General features: G+C 61.9%; 18 protein-coding genes. 14 read left to right on the top strand and 4 right to left on the bottom strand.

The features are described from left to right. Positions 1-8 precede the first annotated feature (8 nt). Positions 9-404, top strand: a complete 396-nt coding sequence (locus tag GGD57_RS03210) for an Ohr family peroxiredoxin (RefSeq protein WP_184466767.1) — start codon at positions 9-11, stop codon at positions 402-404. A gap of 107 nt (positions 405-511) precedes the next feature. After that, positions 512-1,558, top strand: coding sequence for a DUF3095 family protein (locus GGD57_RS03205; RefSeq protein ID WP_184466765.1), 1,047 nt, complete (start codon positions 512-514; stop codon positions 1,556-1,558). Between the two features lie 32 nt (positions 1,559-1,590). On the opposite strand, the gene GGD57_RS03200 is transcribed toward GGD57_RS03205, so the two are convergent. The 3 genes from GGD57_RS03200 to GGD57_RS03190 form a co-directional block, all read right to left on the bottom strand. Next, positions 1,591-2,001 (bottom strand): NUDIX hydrolase, encoded by a 411-nt coding sequence (locus tag GGD57_RS03200; RefSeq protein ID WP_184467386.1) that lies wholly within the window; start codon positions 1,999-2,001, stop codon positions 1,591-1,593. Between the two features lie 27 nt (positions 2,002-2,028). Beyond that, positions 2,029-2,535 carry a MarR family winged helix-turn-helix transcriptional regulator gene (locus GGD57_RS03195; protein WP_184466763.1) on the bottom strand — a complete coding sequence of 169 codons (507 nt, stop codon included), beginning with the start codon at positions 2,533-2,535 and terminating at the stop codon, positions 2,029-2,031. Between the two features lie 136 nt (positions 2,536-2,671). Beyond that, positions 2,672-3,445, bottom strand: coding sequence for a siderophore-interacting protein (locus GGD57_RS03190; protein ID WP_184466762.1), 774 nt, complete (start codon positions 3,443-3,445; stop codon positions 2,672-2,674). A 280-nt stretch (positions 3,446-3,725) separates the two neighbouring features. Between GGD57_RS03190 and GGD57_RS03185 the strand changes: the two genes are divergently transcribed. The 9 genes from GGD57_RS03185 (at position 3,726) to GGD57_RS03145 (ending at position 13,578) form a co-directional block, all read left to right on the top strand. Further along, positions 3,726-4,343, top strand: coding sequence for a DUF1442 domain-containing protein (locus tag GGD57_RS03185; RefSeq protein WP_184466760.1), 618 nt, complete (start codon positions 3,726-3,728; stop codon positions 4,341-4,343). Positions 4,344-4,513: 170 nt separating this feature from the next. Then, positions 4,514-4,909: a Rap1a/Tai family immunity protein gene (locus tag GGD57_RS03180; protein WP_184466758.1), complete on the top strand. Its 396-nt coding sequence runs from the start codon at positions 4,514-4,516 to the stop codon at positions 4,907-4,909. A 111-nt stretch (positions 4,910-5,020) separates the two neighbouring features. Then, entirely contained in the window at positions 5,021-5,980 is a 960-nt protein-coding gene (locus GGD57_RS03175) for an acetylxylan esterase (RefSeq protein ID WP_184466756.1), read from the top strand. Further along, on the top strand, positions 5,977-6,705 hold the full coding sequence (locus GGD57_RS03170) for an esterase family protein (protein WP_184466754.1): 729 nt from the start codon (positions 5,977-5,979) through the stop codon (positions 6,703-6,705). The genes GGD57_RS03175 and GGD57_RS03170 overlap by 4 nt, the downstream gene beginning before the upstream one ends. A gap of 367 nt (positions 6,706-7,072) precedes the next feature. Beyond that, positions 7,073-8,518, top strand: coding sequence for an MFS transporter (locus GGD57_RS03165; RefSeq protein ID WP_184466752.1), 1,446 nt, complete (start codon positions 7,073-7,075; stop codon positions 8,516-8,518). A 188-nt stretch (positions 8,519-8,706) separates the two neighbouring features. Then, a complete protein-coding gene (locus GGD57_RS03160; protein WP_184466750.1) occupies positions 8,707-9,771 on the top strand; it encodes a sensor histidine kinase in 1,065 nt (354 codons plus the stop codon). Positions 9,772-9,938: 167 nt separating this feature from the next. After that, on the top strand, positions 9,939-10,490 hold the full coding sequence (locus GGD57_RS03155; RefSeq protein ID WP_184466748.1) for a DUF924 family protein: 552 nt from the start codon (positions 9,939-9,941) through the stop codon (positions 10,488-10,490). A 189-nt stretch (positions 10,491-10,679) separates the two neighbouring features. Continuing rightward, a complete protein-coding gene (locus GGD57_RS03150) occupies positions 10,680-13,199 on the top strand; it encodes a mechanosensitive ion channel family protein (protein ID WP_184466747.1) in 2,520 nt (839 codons plus the stop codon). 112 nt (positions 13,200-13,311) lie between these two features. Beyond that, positions 13,312-13,578, top strand: a complete 267-nt coding sequence (locus GGD57_RS03145) for a hypothetical protein (protein WP_085737553.1) — start codon at positions 13,312-13,314, stop codon at positions 13,576-13,578. Here GGD57_RS03145 and arsC read toward each other — a convergent pair. Beyond that, positions 13,571-14,005 carry an arsenate reductase (glutaredoxin) gene (gene arsC, locus GGD57_RS03140; protein WP_184466745.1) on the bottom strand — a complete coding sequence of 145 codons (435 nt, stop codon included), beginning with the start codon at positions 14,003-14,005 and terminating at the stop codon, positions 13,571-13,573. The two genes, GGD57_RS03145 and arsC, sit on opposite strands and share 8 nt — an antisense overlap. Positions 14,006-14,165: 160 nt before the next feature. Here arsC and GGD57_RS03135 point away from each other — a divergent pair, with 160 nt between their 5' ends. The 3 genes from GGD57_RS03135 to GGD57_RS03125 all read left to right on the top strand — a co-directional run bounded on the left by GGD57_RS03135 (position 14,166) and on the right by GGD57_RS03125 (position 16,364). Beyond that, positions 14,166-14,669 (top strand): DinB family protein, encoded by a 504-nt coding sequence (locus GGD57_RS03135; RefSeq protein WP_184466743.1) that lies wholly within the window; start codon positions 14,166-14,168, stop codon positions 14,667-14,669. A gap of 22 nt (positions 14,670-14,691) precedes the next feature. Next, positions 14,692-15,300: a TetR/AcrR family transcriptional regulator gene (locus GGD57_RS03130; RefSeq protein WP_184466741.1), complete on the top strand. Its 609-nt coding sequence runs from the start codon at positions 14,692-14,694 to the stop codon at positions 15,298-15,300. Positions 15,301-15,533: 233 nt separating this feature from the next. Next, the gene (locus GGD57_RS03125) at positions 15,534-16,364 is read left to right on the top strand and encodes a response regulator (RefSeq protein WP_085737551.1); all 831 of its coding nucleotides are present in this window, start codon (positions 15,534-15,536) and stop codon (positions 16,362-16,364) included. Positions 16,365-16,529 lie beyond the last annotated feature (165 nt).

The raw sequence follows: 16,529 nt of genomic DNA, 5'->3' as shown, positions 1-16,529 counted from the left end.
ATATCACGATGACCGAGAAGCTTCTTTTCACCGGCAAGACCCACATCACAGGCGGCCGCAACGGCTCTGCACGCAGCAGCGACGGCACGCTCGACATCAAGCTGCCGCAGCCGCATCCGGCGGCCGAAAACCTGTTCGGCGCGGCCTGGTCGGCCTGCTATATCGGCGCCATCGAGCTCGCCGCCGCGCAGCGGAAGATCACGTTGCCAGCCGGTCCCGAGGTCGATGCCGAGATTACGCTCAACGGCGATAACGGCTCATACTTCCTGCGCGCACGGCTCAATGTCAGCCTTGCAGGCATCGATCGCGAGATCGCAGAGGAACTGATCGAGGCGGCCCATAGCATCTGCCCTTATTCCAAGGCCGTCCATGGCAATATCGACGTCGAAACCAGGCTTGTCTGAACGGGAAGGGCCGGCCTCGTGCCGTCATCTTCAAGCGGGGGTCTGCCGATCGGCGGCAGACCCGTTTCTGAGCCAGCAGTCAAACCAGCCGATCAGGAGAACGTGCCGTGATCAACAGCCAAGCCGAGCCGCGCCGGGCCTATGACGAGTTTTCGCTTATGCTCGATCCCGATGTCTATGAGCCGTTGCCTGACGATTGGCTGATCGGCATCACCGACGTTGTCAGCTCGACCGCGGCGATCCGATCGGGGCGCTATGAGGACGTCAACTATGCCGGCGCATCGATCATCGCCGCGCTCGGCAATGCTTGGGGTTCGTTCGATTTTCCCTTCGTGTTTCGTGGAGACGGAGCGGCCTTCGCCTTGCCGGCGAGCGGCATCATGGCCGCGACATCGGCCTTGCGGGATGTTGCGGGCTTCGCCAAATCCGATCTTCATCTCGACCTGCGCGTCGGGCTCGTTACCGTCGGCGAAATCCGCAAGAACGGGCGCGATGTCAGGATCGCGCGCTATGCCGCTTCCGAGCGCGCCACCTATGCGATGTTTGCCGGCGGCGGGCTCAAATGGGCGGAGCAGCAGATCAAGAACGGCCGCTTTCTGGTCAAGCCCGGCCGATACGCGATGAGGCCCGACCTGACGGGCTTGAGCTGCGACTGGGCGCCGTTCCCGAGCCAACGCGGCGAGATTCTGTCGTTGTTGGTCGAGCCGCGCGACAACACGCATTCGGAGGTTTTTGCCGCGCTGGCGAAGCGCGTGCTTGCCGTCTTCGATGCCGCGCCGCGCCGGTCCCATCCGCTTTCCGGAGGCCCTGGCATAGCGAGGGGCAATGCGAAGCAGGTCGATGCGCAACGCTGGCTGGAGGTCGCCTCCCATTCGGATTTCCGCAAATTCGATGACGGCCTGCGCCTGACGCTGGACGGCACAGCGGATGAGATCGACAGCGTCGAAGCCATCCTCGTTGCGGCGCGGGCGCGCGGTGAGATCGATTTCGGTCTGCACCGGCAATCGCATGCGCTGATGACCTGCCTCGTGCCGTCAGGCCGGCCGGATTCGCATCTGCATTTCCTCGACGGAATGGGCGGCGGTTATGCCAGGGCGGCCGCGATGATGGAGGAGGGCGCGCTTGCGGGGGTGGCCCGGCCGTTGGCATTGTAGGCTGGGGTGACGTGTCGTCTCAGCCGAGCCTACTATTGGCTCGTTTCCGACCTCAGCAGGCTTAAGAGCATTTCAACGAGCTGAGACGGCGCCAGCTCGGTCTCGCATTCTATCTCCGCAGCGGTAAACCATCTCAGCGCGGTGTGCTCGTCATCGACGAGCTTGGGAACACCGTGCCATCGGTCGACGTGATAGACATGAAAGATGGCGGATGCCCCGGGCGGGCTTTCTGAAATGAATTTTCCGGCAAACCGCCAGCGCTGCGGCGTCACGGCGATTTCTTCCTGCAACTCCCGGCGCATCGCCGTCTCGGCGTCTTCGCCGCTCTCAACATGGCCGCCCGGCAGGCTCCACCGATCCGGATGCGTCCTGCGCTCAGAATTTCGCCTGGCGAGAAGAACGCCGCCATTCCCGATCAAGGCGCCGATTGCGATCTCGGCCATGTCACCAAGTGCCGACATGTGCCGCGATCATGATTTTCCCGGTTCGGCTTGCGCCTGCAACAGGTTGTCGCGCAGCCGTGTCACCGATTTCTGCACGACGGGGAAATCGTCACCAAGGCCGGTGGCGGCAACCAGTGTACCGCTGGGGTCGACGTCGAGGAGAAGATTGCGCCCGGCCGGTGTCAGGCTCACGCGGACCTGCCGTTCATCGGCGGGATCGCGATGGCGCGTGAGATAGCCGACCGACTCCAGCTTCTTGAGGATGGGGGTCAGCGTGTTGGATTCGAGGAACAGTTTTTCCCCCAGCATACTGACCGTCTGGTCGTCTTCCTCGGAGAGGGCGACCAGAGTGATATATTGCGTGTAAGTCAGGCCGAGCTCATCCAGGATCGGCTTATAGGCGCGGCCGAAGGCGAGGTTGGCCGAATAGACTGCAAAGCACAGGAAGTTCGAGAGCTTCCTGTTGCCAGTGCCTGCCTGCGGCGAGACAGGTGCAGCCGCGTCGGTTTGTTTTGCGGTCTTGGACGTGGGCATAGGGCAATCCTGTTCGAGGTGATTGAACAGGAATTACATATATCGTATCCGATTAAATCGCAATATTGTTGATGCCGTTTCGGAAGAACCGACCGTCGCCCGGTTTCGGGGCGGCGGCCAGTGGCGCTCCAGCCGTCTAACCGAACTTCTCCGTCGCGTCGGCCTTGCCGAAAACCCAGTAACCTGATGCCTTCATCCAGCTCAGCGGATAACCTCGTTCGGTCAGCAGATAGGCGCGGATATCGCGCGTTACCGAGGCTTCCGCCGCGATCCAGATGAAAGTCTGCGGTTCTATATCGACCTTGTGCAGGAGCTCGAGCAGCGCTGCGGCCCCGATTGCCTCGGAAAGTGGCCGGTGCGCCCAGCGGAGATCGAGTTCGGCTCGGGTTTCGAAGGTCTGTTCTTCCAGCGGGCCGGTGACGGCGGCAAGGGCGGTGATGACGGTCCCCGTCTGGCTTTCCTCGATCCGGCGGCCGATCGCCGGCAGCGCCGTTTCATCGCCGATCAGCAGCCAGCGTTTGACGCTCGCCGACACCACGGCGGAGCCTCTTGGCCCGCCGATTTCGAGCTTGTCGCCGGGGCGCGCCTCGATCGCCCATCGCGTCACCGGGCCTGCCTCGTGCAGGGCGAAGTCGATGGTCAATCTGCGCTCGGTATTGTCATAGCGGCGAGGGGTGTAGTCACGGCGTTCTTCGCTGCCATCGGCTGCGGGAGCGAAGATCTTGATGTGGTCGTCGGGCGCCAGGCTGATGAAATCGGCAAGCTCGTCGCTGCGAAATATAATGCGGCGCATGCCGGGGGTGATATCGACGACGCTCTCGACCGTCAGTATGCGCCGCCGGGTGTCGTGGCGAACCCGTTCGATGCCGGGGGCCGTTGAAGCGAGTTCTTTGAGTTGATTGTTATCCATGTGTCCTTCCGGGGCTTGGAAGCTCGATCCGCAGGACACAGTCGCGCAGATCGAAGCCGCAAAGCCGTTCGATCATACGCGTTGAGTGACGTTAACGCTTACGTGGCCGGGTGACCCGGCCATTGCGGTTTGATGTAGCCGAGGATGGCGGCATGCGCAACCGAAGGGGAGCCGGCAATGGCGATGATTGCCAAAGTTTAACTTTTCGGTGCTGTTTCGATCGGGCAATGATCGGCCGATCGACGGCAGAATTTCGCGCAGGCGGGCCATGGAGAAGATAGTGGACGGCAGAATCCAGGACGTGCTCGACACCTATCACACGATGATCGCGACGGAGCGCAACAGCCCGCGCAAGCTGCCTCCCGGCGGCCGCGACGGCGGACAGGATCAGCGGCTGCGCGCGGTCGGGCCGGAGACGGGGCAGTTCATCAATATCCTTGCCGGAAGCCTGAAGGCACCGACCATTCTCGAACTCGGCACCTCCTTCGGTTATTCCGGGATCTGGCTGGCGGCAGCCGCGCGCGCCAGCGGCGGCCGGCTGATCACCATGGAAATGCATGATTACAAGTCGGCTTATGCGCGCGACATGGCCGTCAAGGCAGGCCTCGCCGATCATATCGAATTCAAGGTCGGGGACGCTGTCGAGATGATCGGCGCGCTTTCTGCGGGTATCGATTTCGTACTGGTGGATCTCTGGAAGGATCTCTACGTTCCTTGCCTCGAGGCCTTCTATCCCAGGCTCAATCCGGGCGCGATCATCGTCGCAGACAATATGCTGCGCCCGGGAGGTGACGATGTGAGGCGCTACGGCGAAGCGGTGCGGGCGAAGCCGGGCATATCGAGCGTGTTGCTGCCTGTGGGCAGCGGGCTTGAGGTTAGCCGGCTCGATCGAGGGTGAAGGCGCGAAAAGTTTGATTTTTCGCAAGTCATGGTCGTAAAACCGCAGCACACTTTTGCGCGACATGCTCTAGATGTTTTGGGTTGCAGCAAAAAAGAAGACACGTTTTAAGCTAATTTCCGACATCTTCCCGATCAAAGCTCCGCTCCATCGGGGATTGGGGAGATGTTATGTCGGGCATTCTTATCGCCACCTTGTTGGCAACGGTTTCAGCAAAAACTCCCGCTGGATTTTCCAGCGGCGATTTCCTTTATTCCGATTGCAGCGGTTCCCGGCAGTTTGTCGTCGGCTACGTTGCCGGTTGGTTGGACAAATGGAACAGCGATGAATATGTCGCCCGCCGTATTTTCAACCACGTCGTTCCCGAGCCGAAAGCGATGGTGAAGTCGGCGTATTTTGCCAATTCCGTTGGCGTAAACGCCTGTGTTCCAGCCGGAACCACGGTGGAAGGGATAGGGGATACGCTGTGTACATTCCTGGAGGAAAATCCCGGCATACGAGATGCCACCGGCGACGAGCTGATGATGACGCTAATTCACTACAAATACCGCTGCCCAGCGCCATAGAGCTTGAAGCTTTCGTCTGCTTGTCGGCTTCGATGAAATGACTGAGCGAGGTCACGGTCAAATAGAGCGGCAAGTCTTGCGTAGCCGGCGCTTTCACACGACAAATCCCACATGAGCATTCCGAAGACACATCCCTTCGCCTTCGATCCGACCTACGGCATGCGGCTTCAAGAGCTTCTCGCTGTCCAGCCGCCGGATGAGCCGGATGGTTTCGACGCATTCTGGGAGGCGCGGTATCTGAAGGCACTTGATGTCGATCCGCGGCCGGTGCTGTCTCGAAGTGAGCTTACCCATCCCGACTGGCACGTCCTCGACCTCGTCTATCACTCGACCGGTGATTTCAGGATCGGCGGCTGGCTGTTGCTGCCGCGGCAAGGGCAGGTGCGGCGCGGGCTTGTCGTCGGGCATGGCTATGGCGGGCGTGACCGTCCGGATTTCGACCTGCCGGTCAGGGAAACGGCGCTCGTCTTTCCCTGCTGCCGGGGGCTGTCGCTGAGCAGCCGTCCGGAGATTTCCGAGAACCCGTCCTGGCATGTGCTGCATAATATCGACAAGCGGGATTCCTATATCATCGGCGGCTGCGTCGAGGATATCTGGCTAGCCGTGTCGGCGCTTGTGGCGCTCTATCCCTGGCTTTCAGGGCATATCGGCTATAGCGGCATCAGCTTCGGCGGTGGGGTCGGGGCAATGGCGATCGCCTATGACGGGCGCATCGACCGCGGGCATCTGGCGCTGCCGAGCTTCGGCCACCAGCCCCTGCGCCTCAAGCTGCCGAGCGTCGGCAGCGCCCAATCGGTACAGGAATATCAGGCCGAGCATGGAAACGTGCTGGAGACGCTGCGCTTCTACGATGCGGCGACCGCGGCATCTGGGATCAGCGTGCCGATGCTGACGGCAGTCGCCCTTTTCGATCCTGCCGTTGCGCCGCCCTGTCAGTTCGCTGTCGCCAATTCGATACCGAAATATAATGAAATCTTCATCCTGGACGCCGGGCATTTCGATTACCCTGGAAGTGCTCAGCAAGAGGCGGTTCTCCGCGACAAGATCGGACAGTTCTTCAGGGTGCCATGAACCGCGAATATCTCCGCTGGTACAGTCAGCGTCTGCATCGAGACATGGAGATGCTGGTGTTCGGCCATGCCGGCGCCAAGGTGCTGGTGTTTCCGACGCGGGAAGGGCGCTTTTTCGAATATGAGCAGCTCGGCCTGGTCGAAAGCCTCACGGAGAAGCTGCAGGCCGGCCACCTCCAGCTCTATTGCATCGAGGGCCTGGCGGCAGACAGCCTCTACGGCTTCCACCGCCAACCGGCCGAGCGCATCCGCCGGCATGCGGCGCTGGAGGACTACATCCTCAACGAGGTGCTGCCGCTGATGGCGGCGAAGAACCCGCATGACTGCACCATCGTGTATGGATGCAGTCTCGGCGCTTTCCAGGCAGCGAGCCTTGTCTTCCGTCACCCGCATCTCTTCCGCAAGCTCGTCGCTTTTTCCGGGCGCTACGACCTGACGATGAAGGTGGAATCTTTCGGCGACCTGTTCGACGGCTATTACGACGACAGCGTCTATTTCCACACGCCGACGCATTTCCTGCCCGGTCTTGGTTCGGACTGGCGGCTCGACAGGCTGCGCGAGATCGACATCGTTCTGACGATCGGCGATGCCGATCCCTTCCTCGACAACAACCGCTATCTCAGCCGGCTGCTCGGCGAGAAGAACATCCGCCATCAATTGCATGTCTGGGACGGCCGCGCCCACCGCGCCGGCGCCTGGCGGAGGATGGCGCCGCTCTACATCTGACGGCCATCAGGAGCGGTGTAATCTTTGACGAATCGCAAAATTTCGTCGATGGGCGTACCGATCCGGCGAAATCTGGCCTCGCTGCGGGGTAGCTCGCAAGGTATGGACCTCCACGCCGTTCCTGTTTTCCCGGAGCGGTGCAAACTTGGCCTCGCTCCGGCGGGGCTTTTTCTTTAGCGGGCGCCGGACCCCGTACGCGTCCGGGAATATTCTCGCACAGTGCGAGATTTAGCCTTTCCGGCCTGATGCAACGGGCGTATTCAGCCAGTGCGCGGCTTTTCAAATCCACGTTCCCCACGCGGCAGATCTTCGATCGGCTTCCTCCCTGCTTCCCGCCGCGCCATCCGGAATTTTCATTGGCAGACCCATGACCACGGCAGAAACGAGCGAAAACGGGCAAGAGGCGGCAAGCGGCCGCCAGGCGAAAATCGTGGCGCTTGTTGTCGCCGTCTCCTTCTTCATGCAGATCCTCGACGGCACGATCGTCGCGACGTCGCTGCCGCAGATGGCGACGAGCTTCGGCGTTCAGCCGGTGTCGATGAGCATCGGCATTACCGTCTACATGCTGACGATGGCCGCCTTCATTCCGCTGTCGGGCTGGCTCGGCGACCGGTTCGGCGCACGCCGTATCTTCCTGATGTCGATCGCCGTCTTCACCGGCGCCTCGCTGTTCTGCGGGCTGTCCGGCAGCCTGATGGAATTCGTGCTGTGGCGCGCGCTGCAGGGGGCGGGCAGCGCGCTGATGACGCCGGTCGGGCGCATTATCGTGCTGAAGAATGCCCGCAAGTCGGAGCTGGTGCAGGCGATCGCGCTGATCACCTGGCCGGCGCTGACGGCGCCGGTGATCGGGCCGGTGCTCGGCGGCTTCATCACCACCTATGCCAGCTGGCATTGGAACTTCCTCATCAATATTCCGATCGGCATTCTCGGCATGGGGCTGGTGCTGCGCTTCGTGCCGGAGCAGCGGGAGACGGATCCCGGCCGGCTGGATTTTTTGGGCTTCATCCTGAGTGCGGCGGGGCTGACTTTCCTGCTTGCGGCGCTGGAGCTTTCGGTCAAGTGGGATGGCGGACTCCTGCCTATCGTGACGATGCTGGCGGCTGGTATCGTGCTCTCCGTCCTGGCGACGCGCCATTTCCTTGCCGTCGACAATCCGCTGCTCGATCTCTCGGCCTTCCGCGCCCAGACCTTCTCGATGTCGACGCTGTCTGCCGGCACGGCCTGCCGGGTGGCGATCAATGCAACACCATTCCTGCTGCCGCTGTTGTTCCAGCTCGGCTTCGGGCTGAGTTCGATTGTCGCCGGCGCCTATCTGCTCGTCTATTTTCTCGGCAATCTCGGCATGAAGACGGTGACGACGCCGCTGCTGCGGTTCTTCGGCTTCCGCACGGTGCTGGTGCTTAATGGGCTGATTGCGGCATTTTCGATCGTCGCCTGCGGTTTTCTGTCGCCTGATACACCGCAGTTTGTCGTCCATGCGCTGCTTTTTCTCGCCGGCCTGTCGCGGTCGATGGAATTCACCGCGCTGAACACGCTCGCCTTTGCCGATATCGGCCCGGCGCAGCGAAGCTCGGCCTCGACGCTGTCGAGCATGCTGCAGCAGGTGTCGATGCTGCTCGGCGTCGCGGTGGCTGCGGCTGTGCTCAACATCTCCTCGGCTTTCAGGGGCGTCGGCAATCCCGTTCTTGCCGACTTTCGCTGGGCCTTCGTGGTGGTCGGCGCCATCGGCGTCGCCTCGTCGCTGCGCTTTCTGCAATTGCCGGCAGGGGCGGGGGCGGAAGTATCAGGCCACAGGAAATTCCAGAAAAACTAACCTGCCGACGGAACCAATCGGGCGGCTGAAAATGCCGGCTTTCCCACAACTCCCTTCCGCCCCGCCCGCGACGAGAGTGAGGGACCGCGGCTGTTTACCTCAGGCGGCCAATGCAATACGACATTGCCATGCGGACGACTCGGACGCTTGCGGGCGGTCGTCGCTCAGAGAGAACGCCGGGAGACGGAATGAGCAATTCTAACGTCGATGCGGACGGCCTGATCCACATCCTCTATATCGACGACGACGAGGGGCTGTCGCTGCTGATGCAGAAGAATCTCGGCCGGCGCGGCTTTTCGGTCGAGTGGGCGCGGAATGGTGCTGCCGGCCTTGCGAGACTTGGCGAAGGCGGCATCGATGCCGTCGTGCTCGATCATCTCCTGGCCGATGAGACCGGCCTCGACATCCTGCCCTGCATCACGGCGACGCCGGATCATCCGCCGGTCATCTATGCCACCGGTTCGGACGATACCGGCATTGCGGTGGCGGCGCTAAAGGCCGGCGCCGACGATTACATGCTCAAGGGAATCTCGGCCGATTATTTCGACCTGCTTGCCGCCGCCCTCGAGCAGGCGCTGGAGCGGGCGCGGTTTCGCCGCGAGACGGCGCAGGCGCAGGAGGTGATCCGCCAGCAGCGCGACCTCGCCGAGATGCTGCTTGCCGAAGTCAATCACCGCATTGCCAACAGCTTAGGCCTCGTCGGCGCGCTGATCCGCATGCAATCCTCGATGACCAAGGACCAGGTGGCGATCGATGCGCTGCACGAGACGCAGATGCGCATCAACGCCATCGCCAGCGTGCACCGCCGGCTCTATACCAACCGGCAGGTTGGCTCGGTGCAGGTCGACGAATATCTGAACAGCCTGCTCACCGAACTCGAAGCCTCGATGCGTGACGACAAGCGGCCGCACCGCATCGTGTTGACCGCCGCGCCGGTCAACCTGGCGACCGACAAGGTGATTACCCTCGGCCTGATCGTCAGTGAGCTCGTCACCAACGCCTTCAAATATGCCTATCCGGACAGCGTGCCGGGCGAAATCCGCGTCTTCGTGGATCAGACAGACGAGGCGCTGCGGGTCGTCGTCGAGGACGATGGCGCCGGTTTCGACCCGTCGAACCCTGCCAGGGGAACCGGCCTCGGCACGCGCATCCTGACGGCCATGACAGCGAGCTTGAAATCGGATTTCGCTTATGACCCCGGGCATGATGGGACGAAGGCGACGCTGGTGTTTTCGTTGGGCGAGGGGAAATAAATTGGGAGTGAAGGGTGTGCCTGCGGCCCCCTCATCCGCCCTACGGGCACCTTCTCCCCATTGGGGGAAGGGGGAAACGATGGGGGCTGCGCGGCACGCCGTTATCTATTTTCTTATAACAACTTACCAGCATGACATCATTAAGCCTAACGCTAGGGAATGGAAACATGACGACGATCCGCACACCTCGCGAAGTCTATGATTTTTGGTTCGTCCGATGCGGCCGGGAGCTGTGGTTCCGTCCGCCGCCGGAGCTCGATGTCGAGATCCGCGAAGGCTTCCGCGATACGCATCTGGCGCTCGCCGCCGGCGTCGGCGATGAGTGGCGGAGCGATCCCATATGCCGGCTGGCGGCTGTCATCGTGCTCGACCAGTTTCCGCGCAACATCTATCGCGGAACGGCGCTTGCCGTTGCCACCGACGGGCTGGCGCTTCGGGAGGCCAAGCTTGCGCTCGCGTCGGGCGCCGACCAGGCGGTGGAGCCCGCCTGCCGCACCTTCTTCTATTTGCCGTTCGAACATGCCGAGGATCTCGGCGAGCAGGAACGCTCGGTGGAATTGTTCACTGCGCTCGGTGACGAGGAGTACCTCGATTATGCGATCCGCCACCGCGACGTGATCGCCGCCTATGGGCGTTTTCCGCACCGCAACGCCATGCTCGGACGGGAGTCGACGGCTGGGGAGCGCGACTATCTCTCCAAGCCCGGCGCCGGTTTCTGAGCGTTCCCATGGCTATTGCCGTAGGGTGCTGCGGTTTCAAGAGGGCGACAAGGACGAGACGAAGGCCCGGCTGCATCCTATGGGACAAGTTCGAGGCAAGGCGCTTTCGGCATCTTCCGCCTTTCTGTCGCCTTTCTTTGCTATGAAAAGCAGGCATTCTGTCCCGACGACAACTTTCCGGAGGCGCTTTTGCGGCTGAGGTCCATCCTGCTTCGCACCATTCTTCTCGTGACGCTGGCGCTCGCCGGCGCGCATTTCGAGAGTGCCGCGGCCGTCGCGCAGGAACAGCAGACGCAGGCGGCTGCGCAGCCGGCTGTCGATACGCCGTTCGACCAGGCGGCGAAGGACATCGAGAAGGCGAAGACTCAGCTCGCCGCATTTCAGGACAGCGTCAAGCAGAATGCTGACAACGACGATGCGCTGGTGGGGCTGGCGACCAAGGCCGATGAACTCAGCCGCGCCGTCATCACCATATCGGTCAATCTGCGGCCGCGTTTCGACCAGATCAAGAACCGGCTTGCCGAGATCGGCGATCCGCCGAAGGACGGGCAGCCGCCGGAGGCCGAAATCGTCACCCAGGAGCGTAATGCGCTCGCCGCCGAGCGGGCGCAGATCAACGCGGTGACGGGCGATGCCGAAAACCTGTCGATCGCGGTGACGAAGCTCCTCAACGAGATCATCCAGATGCGGCGGCAGCTTTTTGCCGCAACACTTTTCAAGCGCACAGAGATATCGGTCTCCGTCCTCGACGACGCGGCCAGCGCCTTCGTGCGGGAGACCGGCGAATTCGCACAGGCGCTGTCGGGCTGGGCTAGCTTCGTCTGGAAGTTCAAGCGTTTCCCGCTGTTTGCCGCGATCTTCCTGTCGCTTGCTTCGGCACTGATCCTGCTCTCCGGCAGCTACAGGCTGTTCGGTTCGTATCTGCGCCGCGACGAGGCGGTCGAGAATCCGTCCTATATCGGCCGGCTGTCGATTGCCTTCTGGTCGACGCTGATCCGCACGCTGGCGCTCTCGGTGCTGCTCGTCACATCCTTCTTCTTCCTCAACAGTTTCAACGTGCTGAGACCCGACATCGCGCCCGTCATCGGCGCGCTGTTCGGCACGATCGGGCTCGTCTATTTCGTCGGCCGCTTCGTCAACGCGATTTTCGCGCCGCACGAACCGCACTGGCGGCTGGTGCGGCTTTCCAATCTCGGCGCGCGCTCGATCGGCTATTGTCTGCTGGCGATGGCCGTCATCAACGGGCTCGACTATCTCTTCAGCAGCATTGGCGAGGCGATGGGCTCGCCGCTGGTGCTGACCGTTGTGAGAAGCCTGATCGCCGCGCTCATCATCGGCCTGATCCTGATCGCGGTCTCCTTCGGTAAGCCGATGCTGGCAAGAAGCGGCGATCCGGATGCGCCGGGGCGGCATTGGCCGCGCGGCATGGCAATCATCCTGCGTGTCGTCGGCACTGCCCTGATCGTTTCGGCGCTTGCGGGTTATGTGGGGCTCGCGCGTTTCGTCGCCACGCAGCTCATCATCACCGGCGCAGTGGTTGCCACCATGTATGTCGGCCTGCTCTCCGGCAAGGCGATATCGCGGCAGGAAAGCTTCGGCGATACCTTCTTCGCGCGGTTCCTGACGCGCCGCTTCAATCTCGGGCCGGTGGCGATCGACCAGGTCGGCCTGCTCGTCGGCCTTGCCATCTATGCGGTGGCGCTGCTCGTCGGCGTGCCGCTGATCCTGCTGCTCTGGGGCTTCCATGTGCAGGACCTGCAGCTGATCGCCTTCCGGCTGTTTACCGAGGTCAAGCTCGGCGGCATCAGCATCTCGCTGCTCGGTATCTGCACCGGCATCCTGCTGTTTGCCGGCGTCTATCTGCTGACGCGCTGGCTGCAGCGCTGGCTCGACGGCAATGTGATGGCGCGAAGCCATGTCGATCTCGGCGTGCGCAATTCGGTCAAGACGGGCATCGGTTATCTCGGCGTCGGCGTGGCGGCGATCATCGGCGTTTCGTCCGCCGGTATCGATCTGTCGAGCTTCGCGCTCGTCGCCTCGGCGCTCTCGGTCGGCATCGGTTTCGGCCTGCAGAACATCGTCTCCAACTTCGTCTCCGGCCTGATCCTGCTCGTCGAGCGGCCGTTCAAGGTCGGCGATCATGTCGTCTCAGGCACGGCCGAAGGCATCGTCAAGCGCATCTCGGTGCGCGCCACCGAGATCGAGACCTTCCGCAAGCAATCGATCATCGTGCCGAATTCGGAGCTGATCAACGGCCTTGTCGGCAACTGGACGCACCGCAACAGGATCGGCCGTTCGGAAATACCGGTTTCCGTCAGCTACGACGCCGATCCGCAGAAGGTGATGGATATCCTGCTGGAACTGACTTCGAAGATTCCGCTCGTCATGCGCAATCCCGAGCCGCATGTCGAATTCCTGCGTTTCGGCCCCTATTCGCTGGATTTCGAGCTGCGTTTCTTCCTCGCCGACATGGGCGACGGCATGACGGTGCGCAACAATCTCCGGATCGAAATCCTCAGGCGCTTCAGGGCGGAGGGCATCGAGATCCCGCTGCCGCAGAGCGATCTGACCATTCATCGCGATGCTGCGCCTGTCCTTCCCACTGCCGTCAAAGAGCAGAGGGGCGGCCAGGAGGCTCCACGGGAGGAAGAAGAACGGCTGGTGCGGCAGCTGCGCGGGCGGACGGCGGACGGCAGCCTGAAGAGCTGAACGGCTCATTCAGCCATCGTTCACAGATCTCTGTGCATCATCTCCACCATCGGGATTGCTGCCGAGGGCAGCACCGATCGTTCGAGGGGAGGGCGCGTCCGCGCCGCCGCACATGATGGCAAGGTTTGCCGCCGTTCTGCTTGTCCCGCTGCTTGCCGCGCCGGCGGCTCATGCGGCATCCGTCACCAATACCGATCCCGCCGCCGTGGTGCTCGTCATCACCGAGAGCGGCCAGCGCGTCGAAGTCGTGGTCGATGCCGGCGCTTCGGAAAGCCTTTGCGCTTCCGGCTGCTTCATGACGACGCCCGACGGCGACCGCATCGGGCTCGACGGCGGCGAGACGATCGACATCGTCAAGGGTTCGGCCGTCGTCAAGTAGGCGATCGGAGGATCCGCTTGCCTTCGGCGTCGAGCACCTTCTCGCCGTCTTCCTTGGTGAAGGCGCCCTTGTGCGTCTCCGGCAGGATTTCCAGAACCAACTCGGAGGGCCGTGACAGGCGCGTGCCGAGCGGTGTGACGACGAATGGCCGGTTGATCAGGATCGGATGCGCGAGCATGGCGTCGAGCAACTGGTCATCGGTCAGGTCGGGATTGCCGAGGCCGAGTTCAGCATAGGGCGTATCCTTCTCGCGGAGGGCCTGGCGTACAGTCAAACCGGCATCGGAGATCATTCCGATCAGCTCCGTCCGTGATGGCGGATTTTTCGCATATTCGACGATCGTGGGTTCGATGCCCGCATTGCGGATCATCGCGAGCGTGTTGCGCGATGTGCCGCAGGCGGGATGATGGTAGATCCTGACGTCCATGTTTTGCCTCCGGTAGTTGCCTGCCTTAGCGGATTACCGCAGCTGCATGGAGGAGAAAAGCCTGAAAGCCGGCGCGGTTGACTGACCGACGGTCAGTCATTTATGTAAGGACTGCCGGTCCGATCCCGGCAGCCACCCGTTTCACCGTCCGGAGATCGTCATGAGCGCGCAGACCCTGTTGAACCAGCTGTTCCGATACAAAGCCAGCATCGACGACGAACTTCTCGACGCGCTGAACGGGCCTGGCGAGGGGGCGCCGACCGAGGCGTTTTCCTCGGCCCTTCGCGTGCTCAACCATGCCCACCTCGTCGACCGCATCTTCGCCGCCAATCTTCAGCGGCAGGGACACTCCTACGCAGCGAGCTGGAGCAGCGAGGCGCCGTCCCTGGCGCAACTGGCCTCCGACATCCGTGAAACGGACCGTTGGTATATGGATTACACCGCACGCCTAACGCCCGAGGAATTGGAGGAGGTCGTCGATTTCACCTTTACCGACGGTGGGCGCGGGCGCATGTCGCGTGAGGAAATGCTGGCCCATGTGGCGACGCATGCCGGTTATCATCGTGGTGAGGTCGCTCGCCTTCTGCCTGATATAGAGAGCACCGCTATGCGCGACGTGTTTGCGGGCTATCTCCACAGGACAGACCCCGCGCGACGCCAGTAAGGATGGATCGATTTCGCTGACGATGGCCAATTCCGTTTCAAAGCCGAGAACCAAGCCTGCCGAGGAGCGGCGTAACGAGCTCATGGTCTCGGCCGAACGGCTGTTTTTGAAGAAGGGCCTGGAGCAGACCACCATCGAAGAGATCACATCGGGGGCAGGGGTCGCCAAGGGTACCTTCTACCTGCACTTTTCCTCGAAGGCCGACGTACTGGAAGCGTTGCGCGCCCGTTTCGTGCAGGGCGTCCTTGACGGTGTCGTTGCGGCGGTCGACGGACGGAGGCAGGAAGACTGGCGCGGCAGGCTGGCGGCCTGGTCGAGGGCGTGCGCTGCCGGTTATCTCGATGCGGCCGGGTTGCATCATCTCGCCTTCGTGGCGGCGCCGCCTGCAACGCGAGAGGGGCTTTCCCGGAACATCCTAATCGACCATCTGAGCGAACTCATCACTGCCGGCACAGGCGCGAATGCCTGGGAGGTCGACGATCCCGGCTTTACGGCGGTGTTTCTGTTCAACGCCCTGCACGGCGTGGTCCATCAGCCCGGCGTCGCCGAGACATCGTCCGATCGCGCCGAATTGCTGCGCGCGATCGAGGCGCATTTCCTGCGCTCGCTGGGTTTACCTGCCGTGGGCTAAGCCGCGCCTTCTCCCCGACCTCGTCGTGAGGTGCCCCGCAGAGTAGAGGGACGAGGGCAGCCAGCGGCATCTCTTGCTTCACGTCTTATTTCTTAATCATATCTGCAAAGAAACCGAAGGTGACCCATCAGGCCGCTTCTTCGTTTCATATCCGGCCGCGCCGATTAATAATTACTCAAATCAATTGATGTACCAATTTGACCCGGGGACAGATTTTACATCAAAGGTTTGCTATGGCGTTTCTAGGTATTTCGGGGATGCAATATTCCGGGGAAATGTTTGCCGGCGCGCGCATTATTGTCGCGGAAGATTCCAATGTTTTCACCTCGATGATCAGCAAACGCCTGAAGGAGCTGTTCGACATTGATGTCGAGATCTGCCGCACCTTCGAGGACCTGCAGTTTTCCTACGACAAGTCTTCCGATCCGATCACGCTGGCGATTTCGAACATCAACCTGCCCGGCGCCGAAAACGGCGAGGCGCTGGAATATCTGGTCGATCTCTCCATCCCGACTATCGTCTTTACCGGCACCTTCCATGAGGGCATGCGCGACAAGCTGATGGCCAAGGACATCGTCGATTATATTCTCAAGGACAATATCTTCGCTGTCGACCTTCTGGCGGAATCGATCTGCCGGTTCCTGACCAATCACCGCCACCACGTGCTGATCGTCGACGACAGCGCGACGGCGCGCGCGCTGCTGTCGAGCCGGCTGAAACGTTATAATTTCCGTGTCAGCACCGCCGAGAACGGCGCCAAGGCGCTGGAGATCCTGAAGGCCAACCGCGATATCGGCCTGATGATCACCGACTACAATATGCCCGACATCGACGGCTTCGAGCTGACACGGCGAATCCGCTCCAATATCGGCTCGCACGAACTGCGCATCATCGGCGTTTCCTCTTCCTCCAACCGGCTGCTTTCGGCGCGGTTCCTGAAGGCCGGCGGCAATGATTTCATGCTGCGTCCCTTCATCGACGAGGAGTTCTACTGCCGCGTCAACCAGAACCTCGATACGCTCTTGCAAATCCAGTCGATGCGCAAGGAGCGGGCGGTTGCCTGACGATCCTTTCAGTATCGGGATCACCAGGGCGGCGATAACGGTCGCAGGCCGTTGTCGGATTTCTGCAATTGCAAGTAACGCCGACATTTGCCCCCTTCACGCGCGCAGGCCTCTCGGTTATCGTCCGCCGCGCCGGGGGGAGGGCCGAGTCGAGGCCACCGGACG

Source organism: Rhizobium esperanzae (assembly GCF_014197615.1).
Lineage (GTDB): Bacteria > Pseudomonadota > Alphaproteobacteria > Rhizobiales > Rhizobiaceae > Rhizobium > Rhizobium esperanzae_A.
This window is presented reverse-complemented; position numbering and strand designations above follow the sequence as displayed.